Raw genomic sequence first — 24,143 nt, 5'->3', positions numbered from 1 at the left:
CGGTGCCGGTGCGACCCTTGCCGCTCGCGGCGCGGGTCCGCAAGGACCGCTCGCCGATCCACGGCAGCGGCTGCTTCGCGCGGGTCCCCTTCGCGACCGGGGAGCGCATCGGCACCTTCGAGGGGCCGGCGGTCACGGCCGACGGGCCCCATGTCCTGTGGGTCTACGATGCCGCGGGCGGGGTGCTCTGCGCCCGCCGCGGGGACAATCTGCTGCGCTGGCTCAACCATAGCGCGGACCCCAATGCCGAATTCGACGGCTTCGACCTCTACGCCCGCCGCCCGATCGCGGTCGGGGAGGAACTCAGCATCGACTACGGCGGGCCGCCTGACTGATGTGGGTCGGCTTGATCGTCGATTGTAGGATGGGCAAAGCGCAGCGTGCCCATCCCCGAGACCCCGACGCGGCCCGGATAGGCACGCCCGAGCGACGCCACGACAGGTGCGAATCATCGCGCGCGGGCTTCGCCCATCCTGCGGCATTCGCGTGACCCCATCAGTCCGGATCGCACCCGGCCGCGCGGGGGTGCGAGCGGTACTGATGTGGCCCAGCAGGCTTCAGCGAGCAGGAAAGTCGCTCAGCAAGGCGCGGCCCGGCCTCGCGCCGCCCGGCGCCCCCGCAGACCGAGGCCCACCAGGCCAGGCACGAGCAGGGTCAGGGTCGTCGGCAGCGGGACCTCGTATTGCAACCGATCGAGACCGTAGTCCCCAGTCTCCTCGCTCGACACCCTGATAGAACTGATCCCGGGAGTCGCGAGGCGGTAGGATAAGGTCTGAAAACCGGGAAACCCAATCTCCGTGCTGTCGATAGTCGCCAACAGGCCGCCGGGCCCGAAGACCTCCATATAGGCACTGTCACCCGAACTCTCCTCGTCGTTATTGACGACATCATGTGAGGAGGAGTAAAGGGTTACCTGCCGACCGGGCTCCCCGCGGGACGGACCGGCATCACCCGGCACCTTCCGCCCCCTGGTTGCACCCGACACTCACCACCGCTTGGTCACGGTTTGATCACCCGCACCCGCATGACCGGTCCCGCGGCGCTGATATCCTTGATCGTGACACCGCTCGACAATCCCTTATCCTGGGTCTTTAAAAGCCAGCGGCGACTGTTGCTCGGGGTGCTGGTGGCGTTCAGAAAGACGGTAACCGCAGACCCCTTGGAACCTTTACGGTAGGCATCACTGCCCAGCGCCCAGCCGGTCTCCTTCGAGATGCAGGCCCGGCCGCCCGTCTCCAGATGGACACGCGGATGGCGGCCCACGGCCCTCGTATTGCATTTGTTTTCGGCGCAATCGATGCTGTCGTCGATATGATAGACGAGGATGCCACCGGCGAAATCAGCGCCGAGCGGCCACTGTAGCCCCTGGTCGAAGCCGGAGTTCTGCCGGTTCTCGATCAGGAAATATTCGGTTCCAGTGTCGTTCACCACGACCTTGTAGACCGTGTTGTCGGCCGTCGCCCCCGCATCACCCCCGGCCGTCAGCTCGGCCCGCTCGCGCGATACAATCGGATTGACCCAGCCGAGCATCAGTTTGGACCAGGCATCCAATGGCACCGGGGTGGTCCCGGGGTACTCTTCGGGCGTCACCCGGTAACCATCGGACCCCGCGGCCATCAGGCTCCAGGCCCCGATACCGCGATTGGGATAGTCGTCCGGACAGGTGGTGGACGCATTGACTTCATAGAGATCGGGCAGGGCGAACACCGAATGCCCCAACTCGTGGAGCGGGGTCCCGATAGGAAGTTGGTAGGGTGTAGTTTTCTCCTGACCTTGCTCGCCGAACATTCCATAACCACCGGTGGCCTGCATGGGCCCCAGCACCAGTCCGGTCCGTGCCGCCCCGACGCCGAGTCGCTTGCCCTTCAGCAGCAACTCCCCCCCATCCGGGTGCGGCCTCCGAATAATGTGCCTAACCGTAGCACTCAGCCCCAAACTGGTCGATCTTCTGCCAGAACTGTGCCCATCGTCCGGTGGTCTGCGTCAGTGCGCGTAGGCTGAGCACAATCTTGGCCCCTTTGTTCTTCCAGCGCATCCCGGAGGCACATAGCCGTTGCTTGACCAAGGTCTTGCAGGCGGCCTCGGTGACGCCCGATCCGATCGGCAGTCCCGCGGCGACGAAGCCCGGGTAGTCCATTTGATGGCGATGGTTGGTGAAGTAGGTCCAAGCGCTGAGAACGTCGTCGCGCAGCGTCTGCGAGAGGGTGTGCCGCTGCGACAGGCGCGCGGCCTCGCCGATGAGCAGGTCAAGGGCGGCGGGGTCGTGCTTGAGCGTCGTGCAGTGCGCGCTCTGCCACTGCGCGCGCGGGCCCTCGGCGTGGCGCTGCGGATGGGTCGCTTGGGCGATTTTGCCCACGTATTCCGTTGCATGGAAAAAATCGATCAACTGGCGGTCGGTGTGTTGCTCGAGGAACCGCCAGTTGCTTGCCGCCCCGTCGGCGATGCCCAGGTACAGTGCCTCGGGGAGGTGCCGCTTGACGCGTTGGATCTCGCGCTCCATGCGTTGCCGGAACTCCTGCTTGCCGTACTCGGGTGCCGCAGCGAGGTAGATGGTGTGCTGGCGCTCGCCCTCGCCGTCGTAAAGCGAGAGGGTTCCGACCATGGCTTCGCGCCAGCCCGCACTGTCGGCCATGGGGATCATGGCGCCGTCGAGGCTGACCACGACGGTCGCGATGGGCGTCTCAAGCGCCGGCATCGCGTACTCCCAGTCCTCCTCTTTGGCCGTGGCGATGGTGCCTACCCACTCCGCAACATTTTGAATATACGAGGTAGCGATCGTCCGACCGTGGTTCTGCTCAAGGTCAGTCTGCACCGCGCGCACGTTGAGCTGCGCATACTTGTGGCTGAGTTGACTGGCGAATCGGGGGGTCGCCCCGCGCACGATCCGCGCCTGGTGCTCGAGCGGACAGTAGATCCGCCCGCCGCGCGAGCTTTGGTAGACATAACGCTCGACCTCGACCGGCCCGTAAGGCGTCTGGTACTCCTTCGGATCGCGCCCGCGCGCGGTCAGCTTGATCGCGCCGACACGGATCGCACTGCCGTCGGTGTCGAAACGCTGCAGCGCCTCCTCGGTGGCGCAGCGCCCCACCGCGTTGGTGGCCTCCTGGATGGCTCCTTCCATGTCCAGCAGGCTACCGCTGAGCCGCACCGTTACCTCGACCGTCACCTCGTCACCCGAGATCCTGACTACCTTCGCCACGACTGCACCTTCTCGTCTAGTCACAGAAGGTTACGAAATACTCCTCAAAGGCACATCATGTCAAGGCCGCACCCCCCCATCCTCGCTCAGGATATCCCCCACGTTGGCATAGATCGACGGCTCCGGCGCACCGGTTACCGCGGCTTCAAAGCCGGCAACGACCACCAACACCGCCAGTTCGTCGGCGGTCACCGAACCGTCGTTGTCATAGTCGTACTGCGCCCAGTCGATATAGGGAGTGGCCTCGATCATCGCCGCCCTGGCCACCAGACGGTGATATCTGCTCTTACTGAGGCCCAGGCCGTCTGTGCGGTGGTCCCCTTCCGATCGCTGAACTCGGCGAGAATGAACAGCAGCTTGCGGGTGGCGACGGCATCGGCGGCAACCGGGAGTGCGCCGGGTACTGCCGTGGTGGCGCCCAGGCTGCCGGCTGGCGAGACCGGTCGCGTGGTTGTCGCATGCAGGTGCGGCAGGATTCCGGACGGCGGGGGCGCGGTCGCAGCGACGCCGCTCAGCACCGGCCGCTCGACCGGGAACGGCTCGGCACCGAGGCCGTCCGCAACGAGCGACCGCTCGAAGCCGGTGACGTACTGCCAGACGCCCTGCGCATCCCGGGCGATGGTGTAACCGGCCTCGGTCTCGATCCAGTTGTTCCATTCGTCACCTTGGCCCCTGATGACGAACTGGCGGCCGTCCGGCTGTTCGGCGATGGCCGGCCGACGACTCGCGGGCGCCGCCGACGCCGGCGTGACACAGGTCCCAAGACCGATGACGGCGAGGAACCCCAGGACCACCGCCGACCTGCCGCGACGGCTCAGCAACAGCCTCAGTCCAGTTTTCATTGTGACTCCGATTGCAGTTAAGCAGCTTGCGCACCCCCGCTGCCCCGCGCATGGCAAGGCGCCAGGGGGGCGGACGCCCCCGGCGTGCGGCCAAGTCGGCCGTGATCGTAATCGCAATGCTAATCCTGATCCTGATCGCGATCGTGATCGTGATCACGCAATTGCACCGCGCCGGGCCGTCGGCCGAGGCGCAGTGTCGTGTGATCCTGGAGCTCGACGGCGCACGGCGCCCGCTGCGGACGCCCCGGGGCGGGCTTACCGTCGCTATGTAGATCGCACCCGCCGTGCGCCCCGATTTGACGGACAAGGGCCCTGCGGCTACTATCTCTCATCTCGACGGGCGCGTAGCTCACCGGTAGAGCATCCCCTTCACACGGGGAGGGTAGGAGGTTCGATCCCTCCCGCGCCCACCAAAAAACGTACTGTTGAGAGCCGCTTACGAGCGGCTTCTTTTTGTGTTTACGGCGGGCGTGAAACTGGCCTTGACCGCGGCGCCTGCCCGGGTCCAGTCTCCCGGGCAGCTAGGCGGAGCACCCCATGACCACCATCGCCTTTGACACCCACAAGTTCCTCCGCACCATCAAGGAGTCCGGTGTGCCGGAGAACCAGGCGGAGGCGATCGCCGAGGCCTTCCGGGCGGCCCAGGTCGAGGCCGACCCGGTCACCAGGACCGACCTCGCCGCCCACGGCACCGACCTGCGGCACGCCTTGCAGGAGACCGAACAGCGCCTCAAGGAGCAGATCGACCTGCTGCGCAGCGACCTGACGGGCAAGTTCACCCTGCTGCAATGGATGCTCGGGCTGTTGCTGGCGGGGGTCGCCTCAATCATTATCAAGTCGTTCTTCCAGCTCTCAGAGTAGCTTGACCAGGGCCGCGATCAGGGCCGCCTGCGCGATCAGCAGCCCCGCCACCCACTTGATGGTGTCGGCCTTGGCCGTCTCGACAATGATGGTGGTGGCAGCCTTCACCGCCTCCAGGCGCAGGTCCATGTAGTCGCGCGTGGGTCGTCGCGCGTGACCAGTTCAGACAGATCGAACACCTCCGAGAGGGCCTCGGCCTGAATCCTGGCTTGGGCGCGCGGCACGCCCGCGGCTTCCAGGCGATCGGCATACTTGAGGGTATCGAAGGGGATGGCGGTCATTGGCGTCGCTCCTGGTGGTTTCCCGAGAAACGCTAGCCCAGGTGTGGCACCGGGTCAAGCGCCGGGCCGATGGCGTCGCAACCGCCGACAGCTAGCCGTTCCAGCCACAAACGAAGGAAACGAGGTGTTCAATGTTGGAGCACAATCAATCTGTCATCCTGCAGAAGCTGACCGACGGCGGCGATACCACCGTCAGTGAGACGGCCACCTGGCCAGCCGCCCTGCGCGAGGCACTGCGTATCCTCGTGTGGAACCTGTATGTGGTGATGCGTGACGAGCGCTACGAGATCACGCCCGAGGGCATCCTCGAGTTGCGCAGACTCAAGCGCCTTCGGTAGGCCAGGCGCCCTTGCGGCAACCCGTCGCGGCCAGGGGGCCGCTTCTACGCCGGTTTGCTCGATGACGCGCGGGCGCAGCTCGATGCGGTCCAGGCGCTCACCCTGGTGGTCCTGTTTGGCGCGGATCGCGCGCACATGTTCGTCAGAGTTTTCCTACCCTCATCCTCCCAATTGACCCGGTACCGGTTGCCGCCGGTTCTGCTATCTTTGCCCTACCGTGGCGCTCAACAACAAGGTGCCCCAGGCAGGATCTGCCTCCATCGCCGTCCTTGAACCCGCCCGCAGAAGGCGCGGACCCGAAACCAGCGCCTCGCAGCCCCGCCAGGCTGGAGAGCGCGGACGTACCCCAGGGCACGGCGGTCCCCTGACCGTCGGCGGTGCCCGGCCCTCCGATCCCGGAGGTCAGGCCGGGCGGCAGTCCAAATTGTGATCACGGGGAGGCTCGCGTGAACGTCGCGCCCTTAGCACTGGTTTCTTTCGACGCTGCCGATCACCATGCGGCGCTCGGTTCAGTCCTGACCGGGCTCGGCTATACGCCGCGGGTCCTGTCGTCCGCCCAGGTCTGCACCGGTGTCATGGACGGCTGGCCGCGGGCGGTGGTCTTTCTGTTGGGCGGGCCGCGGAGCCGGCGCGAACAGGTGCTCAGCGCGATCGATTGCGCGCGGACGCTGCCCAGCCTGGCCCTGGTCGTCGGTGGGGACTCGGGTTGGGATCGGGACCTGCTGGCCCAGTGCGGGGACTGTGCCCAGTGGCCCTGCGGTCCCGCGGAGTTGGGTTTCCGGCTCGGCCGACTCTGTGCCCCGGCGGCGCCCGCCCCGCCGCTCGCGACTGATCCGGAACTGGCCCGCACCCTGGAGGAACTCAATCTGATCGGTCGCGCCCCGGCCTTCCTTGCGGCGATGGCCGACCTGCGCCGACTGGTGCGCTGCGACGCCCCAGTGTTGATCGTGGGCGAGACCGGGACCGGGAAGGAGTTGGCGGCACGCGCCGTTCACTACCTGGGCGCCCGTTCCGCCGGTCCCTTCGTCCCGGTCAACTGCGGTGCACTGCCCGATCACCTGGTCGAGAACGAGCTGTTCGGCCACGAGCGGGGCGCCTATACGGACGCCAAGTCCAGCGCGCTCGGGGCGATCGGCGAGGCCGCCGGCGGCACCCTGTTTCTGGACGAGGTGGAGGCACTCTCGCCCAAGGCCCAGGCGGCGCTGCTGCGCTTTCTTCAGGATCGGGAATACCGACCGCTGGGGGCCCGCCAGGCGCGCCGTGCCGATACCCGGGTGGTCGCCGCCAGCAATGCGGACCTGCGGGCACTGGGCGAGCGGCGCGAATTCCGGTCGGATCTGTATTTTCGCCTGGATATCCTGCGGGTCACACTCCCCCCGCTGCGTACCCGCGGGGCGGACATCGAGGTCCTCGCCGCGCACTTCGCGGACCTCTACGCGCGCCAATACGGGCTGCCCCGCCGATCCCTGGAGCCGCGCTGCCTGCCGCTGCTGCGCGACTATCCGTGGCCCGGAAACGTCCGGGAGTTGGAGAACCTGGTCCATCGCGAGGTCTTGCTGGCGGACGGCCCCCGGCTGTTCCTGAGGCCGGGTGCGGCGAGCGCGGGGGCCGACGCGGCGCTGCCCGAGGCGGCGGGCGGGCCGGGATCCGGGAACTTTGCCGACGCCAAGGCGCATGCCATAGAGTCCTTCGAGCGCGCCTACCTGACCCGGTTGATGCAAGAGTCCAAGGGCAACGTCTCCCAGGCGGCACGGCTGGCGGACAAGGAGCGGCGGGCCCTGGGCAAGCTGCTGAAGAAATATGCTATGACACCACCGCGAACGGACTGATCAGGCACGCACTCGCTGGTCGTCTGCGCGCAGATACCGGTAGAAGGTGGCCAGACTGGTACTGAACCTGCTTTTTCAGGGCGAACGCCGCTGAAGCCGCAAGTGCCGCCAGAAGCCCGATCGCGATAGTCAGTTTATTTTTCATTCTGGTTCAGCATCGGGTAGGCACCCGCGGATGGGTTGGCGGATAATCCGAGACCTCGACAGCCGTGGACCACCGACGCCATGCCCAAGCCCAAGTACCCTCACGCCCGCCTGTCCCCGGCCAAGGACGAGATCCTCGCCATCGCCATCATGCGCGAGTCGGTGGTGACGCACGACATCCGGCCCCTGCTAGACAAGCTCCTGCCGCTGGCTGCCACCCGAGAGGCGGCCGTCGCCTGGGAGGGCAAGGTGACCTTCTTCTTCGACGGCTGGGACCAGGACCCGCGCGAGACCGCCGAGATCCCGGAGATCCGCGCCTACTTCCTGGACGTGACGGCCGAGTTTCCCTACTGGTTTCACTTCGTGGAGAAGGTCGGCGACACCTTCTGGCATGTGCTGCGGTTGCTGTGCCGCGGCCACCGCGAGGCGGTCCAGGGCGGGATGATCGGCTGGCGGTTCGAGGACCCGGCCGAGATCGTCCGTCAGGTTGAACTCCTGTCGCGCCACATGAACCAGATGTACGAGCGACTCCACCTACCCCTGACGATGCATCAGCGCGTCTCGCAGGAGGTCGCGCAGTTGATCGAGTGCTCGTTCGAGTGAGAAGCCCAGGCGTTCAGGCCGCGCTCGACCTGCTGCGCGTCGTCGGCCGCGGGCTCCGTCACCTGGCCGTCGGGCTGCTGGCGCTGCTGATCCTGTTCGAGGAATGGGGCTGGGAGCCGCTGCGTCGTGCGCTGATCTGGTTGGGCCGCATCCCGATCATGCGCCGGATCGAGGCCGCGGTCGCGCGGCTGTCGCCGCCCGCCGCGCTGGTCGTGTTGCTGCTGCCCACCCTGGGGCTGGTGCCGGTCAAGCTGCTCGCGCTGTGGCTGATCGCCCAGGGCGCGGCGTTGGCCGGACTGATGGTGATCGTGGTGGCAAAGGTGATCGGCACCGCGGTGCTGGCGTGGCTGTTCGCGCTGACTCAGCCGGCGCTGATGCGGATGCCGTGGTTCGCCGCGGGTTACCGGCGCTGGTACGGCTGGAAGGAGGCGTTGTTCGCGCGGGTGCGGGCGTCCTGGGCGTGGCGGACCGGGCGGGCGGTCAAGCTGAGGGTGCGGCGTTGGGTGCGGTGGCAGGGCACCTGAGGCGGCGCCCGGTGTTCCGCAGCACGCTCAGGCACCGCGATAGATCTGTAAGGGCTACTGCATCCGGTTCGGCCTCGTCAATATCTGATCGTTACGGTAGGAAATAACGATTTCAGCTTTCCGCTGGCGCAACCTATAGTTTGAACCGTAGGCAGGCGACAAGGCTTCGGGGTCCTGATCCTCCCGGAGCGACCACTAATCCCTTGTCCAGCTTGCTACACGAACCAGAGATACGGCCCAGACATCTGACTTGAGGTTACTGCCATGAGTGATGCAACCCTGCGCTCCAAGACCAACACTGCCCTTTGGATGGCTGTCGCCATCTGCCTGGTGCCCCTCGTGCCCTACGCCCTGGGGGGCTTTGGCGGCGGCTGACCATGGACTCTGTGGGACTGAACAAGGCGGCGTGAGCCGCCTTTTTTGTGGGCGGGTTTACCGTGAAAGTCGCGCCGGGAGCGCGCTCCAATTCCCCCTCTCCCTCTGGGAGAGGGCGGGTGAGGGAACGGCCATGGCGCCCGCAACTTTCATCTTTCGGGGTGGCGCGGGCGCCATCGCCGTTAGCCGAAGGCGGATCACCACGGCACCGAAAGCCGCTCGACAACATCGCGTCGTGCCAAGACCCTTGAGCATAGCTCCCAGCGGTCGCGGTCCGGGTCGATCGTCGCCTGGTAGCGCAGTTCAAAGACATCGCGGGCCTTGCGGCGCAGGTGGATGTACTCGTCCATCATGGCCTCGAGCTTCTCGACGCTGTCGATCCAGTCATCTTCGATCGTGTCAGGGAGTCCGCCGAAGATGTCGAACTTGTCTTTCATCCGGCGGGACAGGACCCGGTAGACCTTCTCGTGGGTCTCGGCATAGACGAGGTTCAGCATGTCGACGTTGCGCCGGGCCTGACCGAAGCGCTTGATCCGGCCGAGGCGCTGTTCCAGCCGGGAGGGGTTCCAGGGCAGGTCCACGTTGATCAGGGTCCCGAGCTGGAACAGATGCGTTGCAGGATCAGGGTCCGCATCAAACTCTCGGATATCCACTTCCGTGCCGGCACGGCGTGGGACGCGGACCCGGTGTTACGGGATCTGGCCCGTTTCATCGCCGCCGAGATCGGACGCGGTGCCGACCAGGACCAGGTGGCCAAGGTCCTCGCCGCACCGGCACAACGCAAGGTCTTGCTCAAGCGCCTTGCCGCCTATCTCAAGTTCTATGCCGACTGGCTGGGTAAGCCCCAGAAGCTCCCCTGGTGGCAGCGCTCGATCGAGATCCGCGGTCAACGCCTGCACGTCGCCGGGCTCGACTCCGCCTGGATGGCCTGCGGCGACACGGACCGCGGGCACCTGCTGCTTGGCCGCTACCAGGTCAACCAGACCGTTCTGCACCCGGCGCAGGCGCAGCTTGGGCTGGAGGACCTGGCCGGCAACTGTTGGGAGTGGTGCGACGACGTCCATTCTGAGGACCAGGGGGCGGTCGGGTCGCCGCGGTTCCTGCGCGGCGGTGCTTTCGGCGGCGGGGCCGGGTTCCTGCGCTCCTCGGTCCGGGGCGGGGTCGGGCCCGGGGACCGGGACCCGGGCGTCGGGTTCCGCTGCGTCCTGGCCGCGTCCCGCCAGCCTTGACCCTTCGATCCTTCGACCCTTTCTTCTTCCAACGGACCGCGGAGCGGTCCGTTTGCGTTTGACACTGACTGACATTTTGTCAGTGTCACTGTCAGTGTCACTGTCACTGTCAGTGTGAATGACACTGACAACGCCTCCCGCCGCTGTGCACCCGGCGTAGGGTCCGCTGTGCGGACCGGGGACCCGCGCGACCAACCCGAGCCGCGGAATCCGCCGTGGCGCTGCGGCGCTGCGGGCGGCGGTCCGCACAGCGGACCCTACGGTCAGCCGCCCAAGGCGCCCCAGATGCCGCGAAACGCCAACAGGCTGCGCGCCAAGCGACATCGGCGGAACCTCCTGCGGAGTTCCGCCCTCCGCGGGCTTCCATGTCCGGGGCGACGGCTAACCCCTCATGGCCGTCAGGGGGACGTGGCGCCGCATCCGGCTGAAGCCTCGACCTCCGGTTTTTTGCACGGGTACAAGGTCATCCGGCGTTCACCGAAGGCCTCCGATCGTCGCAGCGGCCGTGTTCATGGTTCCGGCCAGCCGAGGCACCGGCCAGTTGGAGTCCAAGGCTTCAGCCTTGGATCGGCAGGCCAAGGCTGAAGCCTTGGATCCAACTGCGCCCGCGGGCTGCGGGGCGCGAAGCGCCCGACACCTGCGTGACATCGCTGGAGCCGTTCACGAGGCAGATGCACTCGCGACAGCGCACACGCTGAGGCGGGAGCCGGCACTGGGGGCGCCGCACCCCAGTGCGGCGCGACCTCGCAAGCGACCGCGGCGTTGCGTGTTGCGGATAGGCCGGGCCGCACTGGGGTGCGGCGCCCCCAGGCCGGACTGGAAGTGAGGCTTGACTTGACGGCAGTGCTGCTTGCGCGTGGGAACGAGAAGGCCGCGGCGGCGATCAGCCAGCGCCCGCCGGTCTTGGCGGCGGGCAGGACACCGCTCTGGATCAGGTAGCGTACCTGGCGGACGGACTTGCCCAGACGTTCCGCGGCTTGTTCGAGGGTGAGTTGCATGGCAGGACTGACAGGCCGTGTCAGTGTGATTGACAGTGACACTTACACTGACAAAGTGTCATTGCATTGTCAATCGCGAACGGACCGCTGCGCGGTCCGTGTGAAGAAAGGGTCAATGGATTCATGGGTCAAGGCTGGCGGGGCGCGGCCAGGACGCAGCGGAACCCGACGCCCTGGACCCGGCCCCAGGACTCGAACCAGTTCCGGAACGAGGAGCGCAGGACCCCGGCCCTGACGTCGAAAGCACCGCCGCGCAGCACGCGCGACGACCCGCCGTCGCCAGTGGCGCAGGGGTCGACCGCCGTGCCTTGGCCCTGACACTCGGCATAGAACTCCTTACGGTAGACATCAAGGCACCACTCCAGGACATTGCCGGCCAGGTCCAGCACGCCGTCCGGGGTGCAATCGCCGGGGAAGATGCCGACCGGGGTCTCGTGCCCGACCTTGGTTTCGCCGTAATTGGCGCGCTGTGCGTCGGGCGGCGCGTCGCCCCAGGGATAGCGTCGACCGGACTCGCCGCGGGCGGCGTATTCCCACTCCGCCTCGGTCGGCAGCCGCACCGCGAGGCCCGGGGGCAACCAGAGGGTGCCCTCGGCGCCTTGGGGCCGGGCCAGCTTACCGGTCAGCCAGGCGCAGAAGGCCATGGCCTGATACCAGGAAAGATTGACGACTGGCCGGCTGGGGTAGGCCTGCTGGGACTCCCAGTCGTTCGGCTCCGGGGGCTGGTCCGCCCCGCCGGCCTGCCACCAGCGGGGGTCGGCGCTGTCCTCGTCGTCCAGAAACCCGGCAAACTCGGCAACGGTGACCGGGAAGCGGCTGATCCGGAAGTCGGCGAGGGTCACGCTGTGAACCGGGGCCTCGTGGTCGTCGGCCTCGGGGTCGTAGCCCGGCACCGCCTGGTCCTGCCTCTGCGCACCCATCGCGAAGCGCCCGCCGGGCAGTGCCACCCAGCGCCCGGGTTGGGTCCAGCCCAGTCGCGGGTCGCCCGCCTGGGCGAGCGCGTCGGCGGCGGCGATGCGATCGGCGAGCGGGATGGCGCCGGCCTGTGCCGGGTCGAAGACGGCCACTGCGGCATTCAGGCACTGGCCGTAGCGTGGGTCCGCCGGGCGGTAGCTGAAGGGGGCCAGATCCCGCACCAGGGCGCCCAGGAGCCCAGCAGCGCGCGCCTGTTCGGCCCGGGTGGGGGTCTCGCCCAAGGACTGGAGGACGGCGGCGACCAGGTCGTCGACCCGGTCCTGACCCTGCAACCAGAGCACGCCGCCCAGCAGCAGGACCGTCTCCCGCCACTCCGGCCGATAGAGCGCGGGGACCTCGGTAACGCCGGGGCTCAGGAGCAGCGTGGTCCGCTCGGCATCCCCGCGCCCGCCCAGGGCCTGGGCGGCCAGGTATTCCTGAAAGGTCAGGTGCCAGAATTTGAGCTGGTGGCCGCGGCGCACGATGAGGCCACTGTCGATCTCCTCCTCCGCCAGGAAGGCGTCGGCGCGCTCGCGGGCCTCGGCGTCGTCGGCCAGACCGAAGCGGTGGGCGAGGCGCTCGGCCGCCCAGTGGCGGCTGACCTGGACCTGGCGGCCCCGGGCCTCGGTCTGCATGGCGAGCGCCAGGTCCGCCAGGAGTTGGCGGCAGCGCTGCGGCTTTTCCCGCCCGGGGCGCCGCTCGCGGGCCTCGCTCAGCCACCGGATGATGGATTCATAGAGCTCGGCGCGCTGCTCGGGCAGGCGCTTGTCGTTCCAGTGCACCACGGCGAGCGCGGTCAGCATGACGGTGTTGCGGGCGAGGCGGCGGATCTCGGGGCGGGAGGCGAGCGCCGCGGTCAGCTCAGCGTGATGGGCCTGGGCGCGTTCTGGATGGTCCGCGAAGAGGGCGCGGCTCCAGCGCCCGAGGAAGCCGTCGATGGCGCCGGGGTCCAAGGCCTCGATCGTGGTCTGGGCGAAGCCGGTCAGGACGGGGGTGTCTTGGAGGGCGGCGGGGCGGCTGGTGACGACCAGGGGGCAGTCCGGGTAGGCCAGGGCCAGGTGCTCGATCAGGGTCGCCGCCTGTTGGCGCTGGAGTCGGTCGGGGGCCTCGTCGAGTCCGTCGAGTAGGATCAGGGCCTCACCGTCGGTCAGCAGGCGGCGGAAGGCGTCCGCCGTCAGACCCTGGTTGGCGTGTTCGGCGCGGGAACCCAGGTACTCCGGGAGCCAGTCGGCGCACTCGGCCAGCGGCGGTCCCTGGTGCCGGGCCTTGGCCCGCTCCATGAAGTCGAGCCAGTCGACGATGGGGACCAAGAGCGGCAGGCGAACCCCGGTCGGACCGGGTGCCAGGCCCAGGCGCTGGGCGGCGGCGCCCGGGTCGCGGCCGAGCCGGTCGGCGGCCAGGCAGTGGGCGACCCAACGCAGGAAGGTGGTCTTGCCGCAGCCGGGGTCGCCGACGATGACGAGCCGCGGGTTGACCAGGGCGGCGCGCAGGGGGTGGTCGGCACGGGCGCTAAGGTGTGGGTCTTGGCGCTCGCGGTCTGGCCCGGTTGCCGCGCCGGTTGCCTGGAGTTCAATGTAGAGGTCGGCGATGGGAAAGCGGTGGGCTTTGGCGCCGCCCGTGACCAGCCCGCGGATAGCGAGGTGGGCGGTCTCGGTCCAGAGGTCGGCCAGGTACTTGCGGGGATCGACGGGGGGCGGCAGCGCTGCACCCGCTGCGGTCCCGGAATCGGGCGGGGCGAGGAGAAACTCCGCCCCGCCATCTTCACAGCCCGGTTGGTTCCGATCGATCTGCCAGGCGCCCTTGACCCAGGCGCGCAACTGCACCCGCACCCGCTTGGGGTCGGGCCACAACTCGATCCACTGGAAGGCGTTGGGATGGCGGCTACCGTCGTAGACGCAGCCGGCGGCCAGTTCCAGGCAGGCGCGGGCCGGGTCCGGGGGCCGGATGAAGGCGGCCTCACCCGCGTGCAGGTGGCCGCGCAGGACCAGGTCCCGGTGCAGGTGGATGCTCTGGCGCGCCTCGGCGCAGTCGAACTCCGCCAGGTAGTCCCAGGGGTGGTGCAGCAGGGCGAGGCGCCAGTCGGCGCCGTCGGCGTCCGGGTGAAGCACCGTCTGACTGAGCTGGTAGCTACCGAGCAGGAGGTTACCGCGGTCATGATCGCCGCAAGCTATCCAAGCGGAATCGAGCCCGGCGATGTGTAGTCGCTGGCCGTTAATCGAGATGCTACGCTGCCACCAGGGTAGGGGCGGTGCCTCGCCGAGCCAGTCCCCATAGAAGGCCAGAAAGGGGACGTGGCGCTTGGTCAGGGCCGCGCGCTGGCCAGGGTGGCTGAGGACGGCGGCGATTCGGTTCTGATCAGCCTTGGTCAGTAGACCCTCCTGAACCATGCTGGCCACATCATCGACCTCGCCGCGGTCCACGTCATGGTTGCCGGGTACCAACAGCAACGCGTCCCGCGGCAGTGCTCGGGGTGCGGCCGGCGACAGGGCGGGCCACAGCCGATCCAACAGCCAGGTACGCGCGAGTTGGTACTCATCGGCCTTGCCGGCGAAGGCTAGGTCACCGGTGATGACCACCAAGTCAGGACTGAGCCCGCCTTGGACTTCCTCGCCGATGAACCGCACCAAGGCGCGCAAGACGGGGTCTGAGTCCCACGCCTGACCGGCACGGAAGTGGATATCCGACAGGTGCAACAGGCGGATGGGGCGGTCGGTGTCAGGGCTTGGCATCCGGTGCGGTCCCGGCAAACGCGGGATGGTCAGGGTACACCAGGGCGAAAGATGCCGGTAGTTTCGGCATTGCATGGACCTGACCGTGATCACACCTTTGCGCTCTCGGCGTGACAGCCCCGTCAGGCTTGACGTTTACTTGGTTTGATTCGTGTTGTGCGACGCGTTCGATCAGGCCACGGGTCTGGCGAAACTGCTCGTTCTCCTTGAACAGGGCGATGATGTGGTACTAGGGACTGCTGCCGCCGCCCCCGGCCGCTCGGAGCAGCCACAGCTCGCTGGTCCCCAGCACCGCCAGGAGGTCCTCCCACCAGGTGATGTCGTACACCAGGCCGTCGATGGTGATGGTCCTGCCCGCCGGGCCGCTCAGGCGGGAGGTCCAGGATACCGCCTCGCCCTCGTCCCCCCGCCGCCGCTGGGCCCACAGCAGGGGTCGCGGACCGGGTACCAGCGCGAGGGTGCCCCCGGCCGTATCGCCCAGGTCGGTCTCCTCGACCGCCCCCACCCGGCCGGTCGCCGGGTCCAGCGGTGCCAGGGCGGCGGTGGACCCCAGGACCCAGGCCACCGCCGCCCCCCCGGTCCAGGCCCCGATCGCCACTGAATCGGCGCGGCCGACCGGCAGGGCGAAGGGCGCCGCCTGGGCACCCCGCACGGCGAGCCCGTGCGGGGCCCCGGAAGCGGTCCAGAGCGCCCAGGCGGCGCCCCCCCCGACGGCCAGCTCCAGGGGCGGTCCGCCGACCGGGAAGGACCGTTGTCCGGTCAGGCCCGCGGGTCCCAGGTCGGCGACCTCCAGCGTGCCGGGCCGCGTCTGCCAGAGCGCCATGGGCCCGTCCAGGCAGCCCGGCAACGGCCAGCGGCTGGGCGGCGGACCGCTGATGGGGGTTTGCCAGGCGATGGCCCCCTGCGCATCCAGCGCCACCGCCAACGGGGCGCCGGCGGGGTCGGCGCCGGTCACCAGCACCAGGGGCCCGCAGGTCGTCGCCCCCGCGGCCACCAGCGGCAGGCTCGGCAACTCCCGCGGCAACCGGTCGGACCCGATACGCAACTGGAGGGTGCGCCCCGTCCCCGGCCGATTGATGAACACGCGCAGATCCTCTGGGTCCGCCACCGTGAACGCGGCACTCTCCACGGCCGCGGGGAGTGGAATGACCCCGGCCGGGACCAGCCAGGGGGTCGCGGACGCCAGGACGGCGTGCATGGCGAGCGGTGCCAGGGTACTCATGGGTTTTGGCCTGGTCGGTCAGGGTCGGCGCCGCGGGCGGAGCGGTCAGCGGGAAGCCCTTGGCGGCCACCTTCATCAGGTCCTCGGCCCAGGAGGCGGCCCAAGTGGTGGTGCCGCTGCGTACCCCCTGGGCCTCGCCATAGAGCTGCCCGACCCAGTCGTTGGCCCAGGTGAGCCGCTTTTCCAGCTTGGCCAGGGCCAACTCCAGGACGGGTCGCTCGGTGGCGGAGAAGCCGGTGAGGGTATCGGTGGCCGGCGTGGAGATACCGGCGGGCACCGCCGCCGCATTGCCGCTGGTCTGGACCTCCCGCAGGAACAGGGCGAAGAGGGCATAGTTGTCGGAGTTACGCAGGCGGTCCGCGGTCGACAGGTGAAAGAGCATGCGCTCATGGCGGTAGGCCAGGTCGCGGGTCCCGGTCCCGGCGGCACCGCCCAGGGGGGAGGTGCCGTGGGCGCTCTCATGGATCAGGTTGCGGGCGCGGTCGTTGAGGTGCAGCCCGCGGAAGACCGGGACGCACAGGGTCATGGGGGCGGCCAGACCAACCCCCGAGTTGTAGGCGATGGGACCTTCTGCACAGCCGCCGACGTCGCACTGGCCCCCGCACTGGGTCACGGCCGCGAGGCCGTCGACATGGGCCTTGAGGTTGCCGATGTTGGTGCGCAGGGTGGTCAGGGTCGCGGCCGAATGGTTGCCGAAAAAGCGGTCGATGACGGGGGCATCGGTGGCGTTCGGCGTGCCGGTGACGGCCGTCTCGATACGGGCCATGGCGTCCTTGGCGACCGTGAGCCCATCCTGGAAGGCGGTCTCGGTGGCCGGGTCCATCGTCGGGCAGGGCTGGGTGGGCGGGTTGACCAGGGCGCCCAGCCCATTGGTGGCCGCACAGTTCACCGTGCTCGGTGCCGCGGCGCCGACCAGGACCTCCACACTGCGCGCACCGACAGTCCGTCGGCCCCGGGGTCGGGACCGTCGCCGGCTGGGTCGCTGGTGTCGGCGGCGGGGCGCGGCGCAGGGTCCGGGGGTTGGTCCCCTGCTGGATGGTGTGGGGCAGTTCATGGCCCAGGAGGTACCGGCCGGCCTGGGTGTTCGGGGCATAGCGGCCGGGGGCGAAGGCGATATGCCGCCCGACGGCATAGGCCTGGGCGCCGACCGCCAGGGCCGACCGACCGGCCGCACCGTCCGTGTGGATGCGCACCTCGCCCAGGTCGCGGTCGAGCCGGGACTCGAAGAAGGCCCGGGCCCCGCGGTCCAAGGGCTGTCCGGGCGCGTTCAGGACGGCGTGGACGCCCGGCGGGGCCTCCCGTGAGTCGACCCCTGGCGCGTCGCCGTCCGGGGTCCGGCGCCGCACCGTCTCGTCCTCCCGGGCGCAGTCGTCGCAGACCCGGCGCACAATGGGCGGGGAGGGCGCCGGGGCGGCGACCGGCGTTGCCGGGTCCGGCATCCGCAGCAGCCGCTGCGCGGCCGCGTCCGCCTCCCGCTCCAGGGGGTCGTCGGTGCGCCCCACCGCGAGGCGCGCCTGAATCGCGGGTACCCCAGTCGTCGCCGGGCGCAGCGCCAACCGCTCCCACTGGGGATTCCGGGTCGGGAGCACGGCCGACCTGGACCGGACGCCAACACCAACGGCAGGGCGCGGCGCGGCGACCGGGGCGCGGGTGCCTCCCGTCTTGACGCTGGTTGTCTCTTTGCGAGCCGGAGCGATCATTGTGCAGGCCCTCTATCCGGCGTCTCGCCGCGCAGCGCGTCGTCGCGGCTGACGGGATGCGTGTAGGCAGCAAGCTCGTTGGCAGATTGACGTTTGCCGGACCATCGCAGGGCGCCGGTTGCCGGATAGATATAAAGGTGGTCGATCTCCCAACCGTCGGCCGTGAACGCGGCCGTGAAGGCCCACCAATCGCCGACCTGGCCTTCAAGCAACGCGATGCCCGGGCGGTAGCGGCCTGACATGGTGAGTCGCGCGATCTCGCGGGCGGCGGCCAGGCAGACCGGACCCTGGCCGTCCAGATAATCGAGCAGATACGCAAGATCATTGGCCCAGGCGCGCAGATCCGCCGGGCCCGCGGCGGCGGCCTGGGCGCGGACCTGTTCCAGGAGTTGTCGATCGTAGCGTCCGCGCTGCGCCGCGCTGACGTACTCGTCGACAATGGCGATCAGATAGTCCCGCTTGGGGCACCGCGGGTCGGCGGCCAGCGTGATCAGCAAGGGCAGCAGGCGCGGCTGGCTGAGCGCGGCGTGCTCGTCCTGATCGGTGAGCCGCAGGTCCGGTGCATAGGCCCATCGGCGAATCTGCTCGTCGGTGGGGTCGAAGGTGCCAAGCACGCGGGTGGCCGCTTCGGAGGGTTCGGGCCAGGGCACGATCGCGTAAGTCTCGGGGTCGCGCAGATCGACCACCCCCGCCAGCGCGATCCGGTGCAGCACCAGATACTCACGGTGACCCGCGGCGATGAACTCGCTGTCCGGCAGGGCGGGCTGAAGCTCCCGCAACAGCCAGGAATAGCCGCGATCACGCTCCGGCACCGGGCGGGGGCCATGCGGCTGCCCGGCGCGCAAGGCCTGCACCATGGCCCTGAGGTACGGCGGGAAGGCCTCGTCCTCGCGCCCCGCAAGGACGCACAGGTCGGCGAACGCCGCCCGCGTCCGGGCGCCGGGGGGCGCGCCGGTCAGCGCCGTAAACAGGTCGGCCAGTTCGTCGCTCGGGCTCATCGTCGGCTACTCCGGGAACGTGGTCACGACACGATAATCCGCCGGGGTGCCGGGGTGCGCGGTCGTCGGATCGAAGATGATTCTAAAGCCTGCCACCTGGCGCCGCACCAGGGTGCCCCCCGTCAGGTTGCCATGGGCATCCAGCGTACCCCCCTCGATGCGGTAACTGTAGCCCGCCCCACTCAAGGCCGGTGCCGTGCCGTCGGCCGTGGCGAAGCTGTGGCGCCCGCCCGGCCCGGGACCGATGGCCCGGCCCGCGGCGATCTCCGTCTGCAATTGCGCCCGTCCGAGCCGGACCGCCTCGAGTTGCGCGGCGTCGGAGGCAAAGACGCTGACCTCCGGCGGGCGCGGCCCGATGATGACCCCGCCGCCGGCCGCGGGTACTGCCCCGGTGCGCAGCCGCCGCTCCACCGGGGACATGACCCCCGGCGCCGGACTCCTCGCCATCGCGGCCGAGTGCTCCGAGGCATGTCCCAGGGGCCGGCCGGTGTGTGGGTTCCGGGCCGGGTCGTCGAGGGCGGCAACGCGGGCGGCATTGGCCGCCCGATCCGCGGCGGTGTCGCCGGCGTCTGCCAGCAGTTCGGCCGGACTGCGGGTCGCCGCCAACCGCTCCAACTCGCCCGGCGGGCGATTCGCCAACTGCTGCATATTGAATGCGGTCATCCCCTCGAACTTGGCCAACCGGGCACCGGGCAGGCGCAGATAACGGTCCATGGCCGCGACCTCGAGCAGGGCGAATTCGGCGACGAAACGACCGGGCAGCAGCGCCAGGCGGTTCAAACCCGCGCTGCCGGCCCCGTCGGCGAGCTTGCCGAGGGTGAGTGCGTCCTCGGCCGCGAACCGCGCCAGGGTCCCCGGTGGAACGCCGCCCCACACGGCCAGTTGCGCCTCGGTCAGGGTGCCGAACCTGGCCAGTCGGTCGGGCGAAAGGCTCGCGAGCCGACGCACCGCGGCCGGGTCGAGTCGCCCGAATTTGCGCAGGTCGCCGCCCGCCACCTGCGCGAAACGCTCCAACTCCGGCGTCGCGAGTCCGCGGAATGCGGCAATCTCACCCGCCGGGAGTCCGGCAAAGCGCTGCAGGAGCGGATCATCGGCAATGGCCAGAAAACCGCGGACCTCGCCGGCGCTAAGGGAGCCCAGGGTGGTCAAGCGCTGCGGATCGGTACCGACCCGGGTCACCAGGCCATCGATCTCGGGACCCGAGAGGCCCCCCAGGTTGCCGAGCGTCGTGGCGTCCAGGCGCTTGGTGAGGAAGGTCAAGTGACCGTCGCTCGTCACGGTCGCCAGGTTTTGCAGGGCGCCGACGTCGACCAGACCGAGCTTGTTGAGTTCTGCACCGGTATAGCGAATGGCCGCATAGCGGTTGAAGGCCGCGTCGCTCAAGGCGGCAAAGCGCGCGATCGTGGCGGGTTGGGCCTCGCGGGCAAAGACGTCGAAACGCGCCTGATCCATGACGCCGAACCGCTCCAATGCCGTCCCGGGCAGGGTGGCAAATTTCTGAAGCTCCGCGGGGGCCAGCGCGGCGAAGCGGTTGAACGCGGCATCGCCCAGACCCGCGAAGCGCTCCAATGCCGCGGCCCCCAACGCCTCGAACTTGGTGAAATCGGCGGGGGCGAGGACCGCATAGCGATTGAATGCCTGGTCGCTGACCCCGGCCAAGGCCCGCAGCTTGTCGGCGGACAGGGGGCGGAAGCGCTCGAAGCTGGTATCGCTCAAGGCGGCGAAGCGCTCGAAGGCGCCCCGATCCATACCGGCAAAGGTGCGCAACTGCTCTGGCCCCAACGCGATGAAGCGCTGATACTGCGGCTCCGCCAGCCCGATGATGCGGCGGAAGCCGCCCTCGGAGAGACTGGCCAGGGCGACCGCCTGGGGGGTGCGGAGCGCCGCCAGCCGGGCGGACTGTCCGGCGCTGACGGCGGTGTCGATGGCGCTGGGCCGCAGACCCGCATCCAGCAGGCGTTCCACCAGGGCCGCTTCGAGGCTTCGGCCAATGGTCTGAATGGCCCGCGGTCCGAGCTCCGCGCCCAGCCGCCTGACGTTGTTCGCGCCCAAGTGCTCGACGAGTTCCAGGGCGGCGCGCGGGCCCAGTTCCGCCACCAGTCGGGCGGCCAGGGCACCGCCGACCTGGGGCGCCAGGCGCTGCTCCGCCACCAGGCGCTCGGCGACCGACTCCACCGGTTCGGCGCCGGGTCTTGGCTTGCGCACTGAGCCCGCGCCGCGCAGGAATCGTGACAACCGGGGGGGCAGGGCGATCGGCGGCACTAAGCGCAGGCGCCGCAGCAGTGCCGCCACCCCCTTGGCGACCACCCCGGCCAGCCAGGCCAGGGCCAGGAGCGCGAGGCCGACGCCTACCGCGATACCACTCTCGGCCACCTGCGCGTACTGATGCCGCCGCTCCTCATCGGTTTGACGGGCGGTGGCGAGGCCGAGCAAGAGCGCCAGGATCGTCGCGCCATTGACCGCGAGGAAGGCGAAGAAGATGGCCTCGTTGACCAGGGCGGCCACCCCGAAGCCCACGCCGGCCCCGGCGGCACCGCCGGCGCCCGCCCCGGCCGCGGCGGCCGGCCCGGCACCGATCCCCAAGGTGGCCAGGCCGCCCAGGACGCCCGCCAGTATACCGACCGCCACACTGCCGCCGACGAGGCCAATCACCGTCAGGATGATGGTGATCCACAGCATGAAGGCCATGAGGATGTTGACGATCCGGCGCAGTACCGCCAATAAAAAATTGTTGAAAAGGTTGAGTATGTTGCTGTAGATGTCGTGCAGCGCATCAAGCGGATGGGTCAGGAGATTGCGCGGCCGGAACAGGCCGGCGATGATCATCGGAATGTCCTGGGTCACGAAGTCCCGCCCCTGGCGGTAGATGGCCACCACCGGCACGACTTGCTCCAGCAGGGCATCCAGGACCATGGAGAAGACGCTCGACCAGCTCAGGCGCTCCCAAATCCCCTTCAAGGCGCCCCAGACGCCGGTCTTGATGTCCGCCCAACCGACCGTGTCGCGCGGCAGGCGCTGGATGACCGGCGCCGCCGTGCCGGCTACCCCGGCCGCGGGCAGCGGACCCACCACGGCGCGCGCGCCCCCCAGCCGTTCGATCTGCTCCCCGACGTAGCCCAGGGCGCGGTTCGGCATGGCCGCGTAGACCCTGTTCGTAGCCGCGGCGGCAATGGGCGACAGGAACTCCCGCAAGCCGTCGACGATCCGGCGTCCGAAGTGGATGACCTGCGCCAGGGCCGCGAGGCCCCTGAGCAAGGTCGCGATCGACAGATTGCGCAGACGGCCCCAGATCGAACGCACGCCATCCGTCAGGCGTTGCACCAACCGCTGCGACCAGCGTTGCAGATCGCCCCACAATCGGCGGATGCGGCCCCACCAGGCGGCTGCCTGTTGTTGCACTCGTTGCCACAGCGCGGAGAGCCGTTGACGGATGGCGGCGACGACCGTGCCGATGGTCTCTGACAGACGCAGCCAACCCTGCCGTATCCCGTTCCAGATCCCTTGGCCCCACGAGGCCAGCGTGGCAAGCAGGGACCGGATGGGACCCGGCAGGCCGGCAACGAGCGTGCTCAATCCGGAGGCCCGACGCTGCAGTGCATCCCAGGCCGACGCCAAACGGTTGCGCAACCCGGCGGCGGCACTTTGCAGCCGGTTGAAGAGCCCGCGCGCCTGGCCCGCCAGACGGGCGGACAGGCTGGCGAAGCGCTCGCCCAGGCGCCGCCACAGCCCGGCGAGCCGCGCGGCGATCCCCTGGGCCGCGGCACGCAGCCAGCGGTCCACCCCGCCAATGGACCCGATGAGCCGTTGCCAGGCGGCCCGTGCGCCCTCGGCGTCCAGGCGTGCGATGGCAGCCGCCACGGCGCGGGCCGAGCCGAACACGGTGCCGACCACCCCCGTCAGACGGCCTGTCAGTCCGGAGGTGAGACGCCGGGTGACCTGACTCAGGGCGGTCCAGCCGCCTTGCACGGCCGCCGCGACGCCGCGCGCCGTCCTGCTCAGGCCGTTCATGAATCCGCCGAATCCAGCGCGCAGCGAGGCGAATGCGGCCTGGGCCTGACTGGTCAGGCCAGTCCACCCGGCGCTCAGACCCGCAACCAGCCCGTGAATCCGCTCGCGTGCCCCCGCGACCAGGTCAGTACCGGCATCGACGACGCGAGCGCCCAGGCCGCGCACGAAACCACCCGCTCGCTCCAGGAGCCCCGGGGAGCCGTCTGCCTCGCGTTGTACCAGGGTGGGCGGACCTGAACCCCGCTGAGTGCTGCCCGCGGGTCCCCCCGCCGGCGGTCCCAGGTCTGCGGTCGCGGCGGGCTCGGTGTCGGGCGCTGCCTGGTCCGGCAGCGCTTGGTCCTCCCCGTCGGCGGACCCGCCGGGTTCGGTGTCGTCGGCGGTTCCCGCAGACGCGGCCGCGGCGTGATCTCCCGGGTCCGCTTCCGGGAGCGGCTCCGGTGCGGTCAGGCCCTGCCCCTGGGTGTCATCACCCTGGGGTTCGGGCGACAGTGTGATCGCCGTGGCGAACGGCAGCGCCGGTTCGGCAGCACCCTTGGTGGCCTGGTCCGGGCCCGGGTCCGGGTCCCGGCCGGCGGCGGGCGCCGACCCCGCCGGGGCGGGATGGCGCTGTCCTGGGTGGTCCTGTGTTTGGGTCGGCTGGTCGGCTGCCTGGTCCTGAGTGGGGGATCGCTGGAGCAGGTCATTGGCGGGGCGCGTGCGCTCCGGGTCATCCACGGCCTCCCCGTCGGTCCGTGCGACGCCCCCCTGCTGGACCACATGGGTGAGTTCATGGGCCATCAGCCTGCGGTCCGCGACCGAAGAGCCGGACCCGAGCCAGATGTGCGCCCCATGGGTGAAGGCCCGCGCATTCAGGTCGGCGGCGGTCTGCTGGTCGGCACCGGAGTCATGCACCCGCACCGGCGAGAGATCGGCACCGAGTCCAGCCTCCATGTCCGCCCGTAACCCCGGCGGCAGCGGCGTGCCGCCGTGCGGGGAGCGGATGCGTTCCTCGAGCGGCCCCCCGTCCGCGACACCGCCGACGGCGTCCCCGGTGCCGACGCGACGCAGGGCCCGGTCGGTGACCGGCGTCACCCTGACCCCGGCCTTGGCGGGGGGCCTCGCCAGGGCCTCCGCCACCTGGTCGGCCTCCCGCTCCAAGGGGTCATCCGGCGCACCGACCGCGAGCTTGGGGCGGATGCCCGCGAGCGCGAGTTGGGTCCAGACCGGATTGGGCCTGGCCCGCTCAGGGGGCTCTGCGGCACCGGGCCGCGTGGGAACGGACCCGTTCGACTTGGCCTTGGCCGGCGACTGGGCGGCGGGGGGGTTCACC

The 24,143-nt window shown here is 69.5% G+C and carries 22 protein-coding genes and 1 tRNA gene; 9 read left to right on the top strand and 14 right to left on the bottom strand.

Annotation, left to right across the window (positions count from 1 at the left end):
- Positions 1 to 2 precede the first annotated feature (2 nt).
- Positions 3 to 335 carry an SET domain-containing protein gene (locus tag THSYN_RS15630; RefSeq protein ID WP_100919955.1) on the top strand — a complete coding sequence of 111 codons (333 nt, stop codon included), beginning with the start codon at positions 3 to 5 and terminating at the stop codon, positions 333 to 335.
- 242 nt (positions 336 to 577) lie between these two features.
- On the opposite strand, the gene THSYN_RS15625 is transcribed toward THSYN_RS15630, so the two are convergent.
- Genes THSYN_RS15625 through THSYN_RS15605 form a run of 5 tightly spaced genes read right to left on the bottom strand, consistent with a single transcriptional unit; the run spans position 578 to position 4,041 of the window.
- On the bottom strand, positions 578 to 958 hold the full coding sequence (locus tag THSYN_RS15625) for a hypothetical protein (protein WP_157817716.1): 381 nt from the start codon (positions 956 to 958) through the stop codon (positions 578 to 580).
- Between the two features lie 41 nt (positions 959 to 999).
- Positions 1,000 to 1,875 carry a metallopeptidase domain-containing protein gene (locus THSYN_RS15620; RefSeq protein ID WP_100919953.1) on the bottom strand — a complete coding sequence of 292 codons (876 nt, stop codon included), beginning with the start codon at positions 1,873 to 1,875 and terminating at the stop codon, positions 1,000 to 1,002.
- 37 nt (positions 1,876 to 1,912) lie between these two features.
- On the bottom strand, positions 1,913 to 3,199 hold the full coding sequence (locus THSYN_RS15615) for an ISKra4 family transposase (protein WP_100917720.1): 1,287 nt from the start codon (positions 3,197 to 3,199) through the stop codon (positions 1,913 to 1,915).
- A 60-nt stretch (positions 3,200 to 3,259) separates the two neighbouring features.
- Positions 3,260 to 3,451 carry a hypothetical protein gene (locus THSYN_RS15610; RefSeq protein WP_100919952.1) on the bottom strand — a complete coding sequence of 64 codons (192 nt, stop codon included), beginning with the start codon at positions 3,449 to 3,451 and terminating at the stop codon, positions 3,260 to 3,262.
- Positions 3,448 to 4,041 (bottom strand): hypothetical protein, encoded by a 594-nt coding sequence (locus THSYN_RS15605; protein WP_157817715.1) that lies wholly within the window; start codon positions 4,039 to 4,041, stop codon positions 3,448 to 3,450. Before THSYN_RS15605 ends, THSYN_RS15610 begins: the two co-directional genes overlap by 4 nt.
- A gap of 116 nt (positions 4,042 to 4,157) precedes the next feature.
- On the opposite strand from THSYN_RS15605, the gene THSYN_RS15600 reads away from it, so the two are divergent.
- From THSYN_RS15600 to THSYN_RS15590, 3 genes are all read left to right on the top strand, one after another.
- Complete coding sequence (locus THSYN_RS15600; protein ID WP_157817714.1) at positions 4,158 to 4,313, top strand: hypothetical protein; 156 nt, start codon at positions 4,158 to 4,160, stop codon at positions 4,311 to 4,313.
- A gap of 66 nt (positions 4,314 to 4,379) precedes the next feature.
- Positions 4,380 to 4,454: transfer RNA gene (locus THSYN_RS15595), tRNA-Val, on the top strand.
- 124 nt (positions 4,455 to 4,578) lie between these two features.
- Positions 4,579 to 4,902, top strand: coding sequence for a CCDC90 family protein (locus tag THSYN_RS15590; protein WP_100919949.1), 324 nt, complete (start codon positions 4,579 to 4,581; stop codon positions 4,900 to 4,902).
- On the opposite strand, the gene THSYN_RS15585 is transcribed toward THSYN_RS15590, so the two are convergent.
- Together THSYN_RS15585 and THSYN_RS33960 are read right to left on the bottom strand one after the other, a co-directional pair.
- Positions 4,894 to 5,031 (bottom strand): hypothetical protein, encoded by a 138-nt coding sequence (locus THSYN_RS15585; protein WP_216644542.1) that lies wholly within the window; start codon positions 5,029 to 5,031, stop codon positions 4,894 to 4,896. The two genes, THSYN_RS15590 and THSYN_RS15585, sit on opposite strands and share 9 nt — an antisense overlap.
- Entirely contained in the window at positions 5,007 to 5,183 is a 177-nt protein-coding gene (locus THSYN_RS33960) for a CCDC90 family protein (protein ID WP_157817713.1), read from the bottom strand. Before THSYN_RS33960 ends, THSYN_RS15585 begins: the two co-directional genes overlap by 25 nt.
- 131 nt (positions 5,184 to 5,314) lie before the next feature.
- On the opposite strand from THSYN_RS33960, the gene THSYN_RS15580 reads away from it, so the two are divergent.
- The 4 genes from THSYN_RS15580 (at position 5,315) to THSYN_RS15565 (ending at position 8,621) form a co-directional block, all read left to right on the top strand.
- On the top strand, positions 5,315 to 5,521 hold the full coding sequence (locus THSYN_RS15580) for a hypothetical protein (RefSeq protein WP_100919948.1): 207 nt from the start codon (positions 5,315 to 5,317) through the stop codon (positions 5,519 to 5,521).
- A 446-nt stretch (positions 5,522 to 5,967) separates the two neighbouring features.
- Positions 5,968 to 7,350 (top strand): sigma 54-interacting transcriptional regulator, encoded by a 1,383-nt coding sequence (locus THSYN_RS15575; RefSeq protein ID WP_216644541.1) that lies wholly within the window; start codon positions 5,968 to 5,970, stop codon positions 7,348 to 7,350.
- Positions 7,351 to 7,575: 225 nt separating this feature from the next.
- The gene (locus tag THSYN_RS15570; RefSeq protein WP_100919947.1) at positions 7,576 to 8,097 is read left to right on the top strand and encodes a chlororespiratory reduction 6 domain-containing protein; all 522 of its coding nucleotides are present in this window, start codon (positions 7,576 to 7,578) and stop codon (positions 8,095 to 8,097) included.
- Entirely contained in the window at positions 8,082 to 8,621 is a 540-nt protein-coding gene (locus THSYN_RS15565; protein ID WP_216644540.1) for a hypothetical protein, read from the top strand. The genes THSYN_RS15570 and THSYN_RS15565 overlap by 16 nt, the downstream gene beginning before the upstream one ends.
- 572 nt (positions 8,622 to 9,193) lie before the next feature.
- Here THSYN_RS15565 and THSYN_RS15560 read toward each other — a convergent pair.
- A complete protein-coding gene (locus THSYN_RS15560) occupies positions 9,194 to 9,649 on the bottom strand; it encodes a hypothetical protein (RefSeq protein ID WP_216644822.1) in 456 nt (151 codons plus the stop codon).
- A gap of 33 nt (positions 9,650 to 9,682) precedes the next feature.
- Here THSYN_RS15560 and THSYN_RS34940 point away from each other — a divergent pair, with 33 nt between their 5' ends.
- The gene (locus THSYN_RS34940) at positions 9,683 to 10,225 is read left to right on the top strand and encodes an SUMF1/EgtB/PvdO family nonheme iron enzyme (RefSeq protein ID WP_236848577.1); all 543 of its coding nucleotides are present in this window, start codon (positions 9,683 to 9,685) and stop codon (positions 10,223 to 10,225) included.
- 509 nt (positions 10,226 to 10,734) lie between these two features.
- Here the strand turns inward: THSYN_RS34940 and THSYN_RS37330 are convergent.
- From THSYN_RS37330 to THSYN_RS15525, 6 genes are all read right to left on the bottom strand, one after another.
- Positions 10,735 to 11,223: a helix-turn-helix domain-containing protein gene (locus THSYN_RS37330; RefSeq protein WP_100919946.1), complete on the bottom strand. Its 489-nt coding sequence runs from the start codon at positions 11,221 to 11,223 to the stop codon at positions 10,735 to 10,737.
- Between the two features lie 128 nt (positions 11,224 to 11,351).
- On the bottom strand, positions 11,352 to 14,906 hold the full coding sequence (locus THSYN_RS15545) for an SUMF1/EgtB/PvdO family nonheme iron enzyme (protein ID WP_100919945.1): 3,555 nt from the start codon (positions 14,904 to 14,906) through the stop codon (positions 11,352 to 11,354).
- A gap of 229 nt (positions 14,907 to 15,135) precedes the next feature.
- Positions 15,136 to 16,128 carry a hypothetical protein gene (locus THSYN_RS15540; RefSeq protein ID WP_100919944.1) on the bottom strand — a complete coding sequence of 331 codons (993 nt, stop codon included), beginning with the start codon at positions 16,126 to 16,128 and terminating at the stop codon, positions 15,136 to 15,138.
- A 458-nt stretch (positions 16,129 to 16,586) separates the two neighbouring features.
- On the bottom strand, positions 16,587 to 17,567 hold the full coding sequence (locus tag THSYN_RS37325; RefSeq protein ID WP_418219942.1) for an eCIS core domain-containing protein: 981 nt from the start codon (positions 17,565 to 17,567) through the stop codon (positions 16,587 to 16,589).
- Between the two features lie 257 nt (positions 17,568 to 17,824).
- Entirely contained in the window at positions 17,825 to 18,826 is a 1,002-nt protein-coding gene (locus THSYN_RS15530) for a hypothetical protein (protein WP_100919942.1), read from the bottom strand.
- Between the two features lie 6 nt (positions 18,827 to 18,832).
- Positions 18,833 to 24,142 (bottom strand): eCIS core domain-containing protein, encoded by a 5,310-nt coding sequence (locus tag THSYN_RS15525; protein WP_100919941.1) that lies wholly within the window; start codon positions 24,140 to 24,142, stop codon positions 18,833 to 18,835.
- Between the last annotated feature and the right edge of the window lies 1 nt (position 24,143).

Origin of the sequence: Candidatus Thiodictyon syntrophicum, from assembly GCF_002813775.1 — a bacterium.
GTDB classification, from domain to species: Bacteria; Pseudomonadota; Gammaproteobacteria; order Chromatiales; family Chromatiaceae; genus Thiodictyon; species Thiodictyon syntrophicum.
This window is presented reverse-complemented; position numbering and strand designations above follow the sequence as displayed.

Coding starts and splice junctions, on each gene's coding strand:
- THSYN_RS15610 (WP_100919952.1), bottom strand. CDS start 3,451: ATGATCGAGGCCACTCCCTATATCGACTGGGCGCAGTACGACTATGAC.
- THSYN_RS15605 (WP_157817715.1), bottom strand. CDS start 4,041: ATGAAAACTGGACTGAGGCTGTTGCTGAGCCGTCGCGGCAGGTCGGCG.
- THSYN_RS15600 (WP_157817714.1), top strand. CDS start 4,158: ATGCTAATCCTGATCCTGATCGCGATCGTGATCGTGATCACGCAATTG.
- THSYN_RS15590 (WP_100919949.1), top strand. CDS start 4,579: ATGACCACCATCGCCTTTGACACCCACAAGTTCCTCCGCACCATCAAG.
- THSYN_RS15585 (WP_216644542.1), bottom strand. CDS start 5,031: ATGGACCTGCGCCTGGAGGCGGTGAAGGCTGCCACCACCATCATTGTC.
- THSYN_RS33960 (WP_157817713.1), bottom strand. CDS start 5,183: ATGACCGCCATCCCCTTCGATACCCTCAAGTATGCCGATCGCCTGGAA.
- THSYN_RS15580 (WP_100919948.1), top strand. CDS start 5,315: ATGTTGGAGCACAATCAATCTGTCATCCTGCAGAAGCTGACCGACGGC.
- THSYN_RS15570 (WP_100919947.1), top strand. CDS start 7,576: ATGCCCAAGCCCAAGTACCCTCACGCCCGCCTGTCCCCGGCCAAGGAC.
- THSYN_RS37330 (WP_100919946.1), bottom strand. CDS start 11,223: ATGCAACTCACCCTCGAACAAGCCGCGGAACGTCTGGGCAAGTCCGTC.
- THSYN_RS15545 (WP_100919945.1), bottom strand. CDS start 14,906: ATGCCAAGCCCTGACACCGACCGCCCCATCCGCCTGTTGCACCTGTCG.
- THSYN_RS15540 (WP_100919944.1), bottom strand. CDS start 16,128: ATGAGTACCCTGGCACCGCTCGCCATGCACGCCGTCCTGGCGTCCGCG.
- THSYN_RS37325 (WP_418219942.1), bottom strand. CDS start 17,567: ATGCCGGACCCGGCAACGCCGGTCGCCGCCCCGGCGCCCTCCCCGCCC.
- THSYN_RS15530 (WP_100919942.1), bottom strand. CDS start 18,826: ATGAGCCCGAGCGACGAACTGGCCGACCTGTTTACGGCGCTGACCGGC.